The following is a 2,102-nucleotide window of genomic DNA, read 5'->3' as shown; positions in this document are numbered from 1 at the left end:
TACCAGCAACATGGCGGCTGCTGCATGCGCTTATATGAACATCACCAGCAGCGGGGCAAGCCTTTCTGCAGGTGATTCTCAGAACGTGTATGAGTTCAGCATCTCGTGCATTGGCTCGGTGACGTTCAAGTTTGAAGACCTTTCCGGCAACAACCCGACGAGCAGGATCGCCCATATCATTGAGCGACGTTCTGGTTCGTCGTGGTCTCTCGTGTCTTCGACCACCAGTAATGGAGCAAGAACTGTTAATCGGAGCTTCGTACCCAGTGCTACCGGCCAATACCGTTATCGCATCGAGAACGTAGGTACATCTCAAGTACGTAACTGGCGTATGGAAGGTCGTATGCCACTGTTCACAATCCCTGGCACTTGATTGATTTAATAAAGCTGAACTGGGGAGCCATCGTCTGCTCCCCAGTTCTATCAAAATCGCGTCATGGCAACTCAAAGGGAGAATCATAGACCATGCCATCAATTAACCCGTTATCAAATGCACTGGGCAATTTATCACTCAACGCGAACCGTTCACTGCTTGATCCCAAACAGTATGAGGGATTTACCGTAAAAGTAGGGAAAGAAACCAGCCAAAACGGGGTATTGGGTGGCGTTCTAAGTCAGGATGATTATGATAAATTTAAAGAGATAGTAAAAGATATCAATGTTAAAGATGCCAGCCGCAATGATATGCTCACTCTTTACAGAGGGCTTATCGACGCAAAACTTCTGACTTACGAACAAGTCAATTTCGGATATATATCTGGCTCAGTAGAATTTGGCCCTGATGGCAAGGGGATAAATCAAGACGCAAAATACAATCAATGGGATTTTCAGCAAAAACAACTTCCCACATATGCCGGAAGTGAATTTAACGGGAGTCGTGGTGGCGCAATCAATTCCATGAAGCTCATCGCTGCTGTTGCAAATGCTTCACCAGTTACCGGGGCTACTGTAGCGAAAGAAACCTATTCTCCGCAAGATCGCAACTATTCAAGCGGTAATTCATCAAGCTACCAAGTCAATTTCTCTGAGCTGGCACAGCGCCTATCTCGTGGTGAAAGCATTGAAGAACTGAATGTTCCTAAAGATGTGGACATTGCTGAACTGATCAAGCAACTTGAACAAATGGCCCAAGCGCAACGTTCGGCAAAAGCCGTAGAGCCACAGGACTCAAGGGCAGTCTCACAAGGGTGACGGACGCATGAGCATCATCACATCGTCAACCGGCATCATGTCCGTACAGCCTGCGCAGACCATCACAACGGGCAGTGCGCAGTCTCCCCTTGGAAATACTCAGCCAGATGACGCAGGCTCTGTAAAAATTTCAATGGCTGGCCTTATGATGGCTGGGCAAGCCAACAAGAAAACATCAGGGAAATACGACGACATTGAAAATAGCGGCCTCCCCGATGAAGTGCAGCGCATTCTGAAAATGATCCGCGACCTTAAAGAAAAGCTCAAGGCTGAACAGGAAAAACTCCAACAGATCATGAACGATGCCAGCCTTAGCGACGAAACGCGACAGGTGAAAGTTGCGCAGAGCCAGGCAATGATCAATGCGCTATCTGGAGCGTTGGCAGATGCAAATCAAATGCTGGCAAAAGTTACCAAAGACCTTAACTTAAGCAAAGAAGATTTAGTGAAGGTGGCAGCGCTTGCAATGAAGTAATGATGCCCATTTCGATACGCCGAAGACCGAAGCCGCGCAGGTCAGGCTGGATATGAGCGTCCGGCTGGCGGTCATCCTCTACCGCAACGAGCAGGGCATCGTGGTTCCGCCCCAGGTTTTGGCGACGGACAATAACGGTTCAACTTATGTCATGTTCCGCGCCACAGCAGGCGCAACGCCAGCGAATGTTCCTGCCGTGCCTGGACAGGCGATCACCCAGGGCGTTGAGGTGCAAGGGTTGCAGGCAGGGTATGTTCTGGCGCCATGAGCACGACGAAAACTTACGCAAAAAAATGCAGAAAAAACAGCCAGGAAAGCTAAAGAATTCTCATTTACCGCCGTTAATTTAGATGTTCTTCCGCTGCCGGGGAGACCTGGCAGGTCAGGTACTTGCCTGAATGCTGAGGGACAAGCGCTGTAGAGATTATCAACCTTA

General features: G+C 49.0%; 4 protein-coding genes. All 4 read left to right on the top strand.

Features of this window, described 5'->3' with window-relative positions; all coding sequences use genetic code 11:
* The coding region (locus ACUH78_RS19080) for a hypothetical protein (protein ID WP_445334430.1) at positions 1-373 on the top strand (373 nt) is incomplete at its 5' end.
* A gap of 92 nt (positions 374-465) precedes the next feature.
* Entirely contained in the window at positions 466-1,191 is a 726-nt protein-coding gene (locus tag ACUH78_RS19075) for a hypothetical protein (RefSeq protein ID WP_102053792.1), read from the top strand.
* Between the two features lie 7 nt (positions 1,192-1,198).
* A complete protein-coding gene (locus ACUH78_RS19070) occupies positions 1,199-1,666 on the top strand; it encodes a hypothetical protein (protein ID WP_079890275.1) in 468 nt (155 codons plus the stop codon).
* Positions 1,667-1,718: 52 nt separating this feature from the next.
* Complete coding sequence (locus ACUH78_RS19065; protein WP_075123232.1) at positions 1,719-1,934, top strand: hypothetical protein; 216 nt, start codon at positions 1,719-1,721, stop codon at positions 1,932-1,934.
* Positions 1,935-2,102: the final 168 nt, after the last annotated feature.

It is taken from the genome of Thauera sp. ZXT1-4 (assembly GCF_052598215.2).
This window is presented reverse-complemented; position numbering and strand designations above follow the sequence as displayed.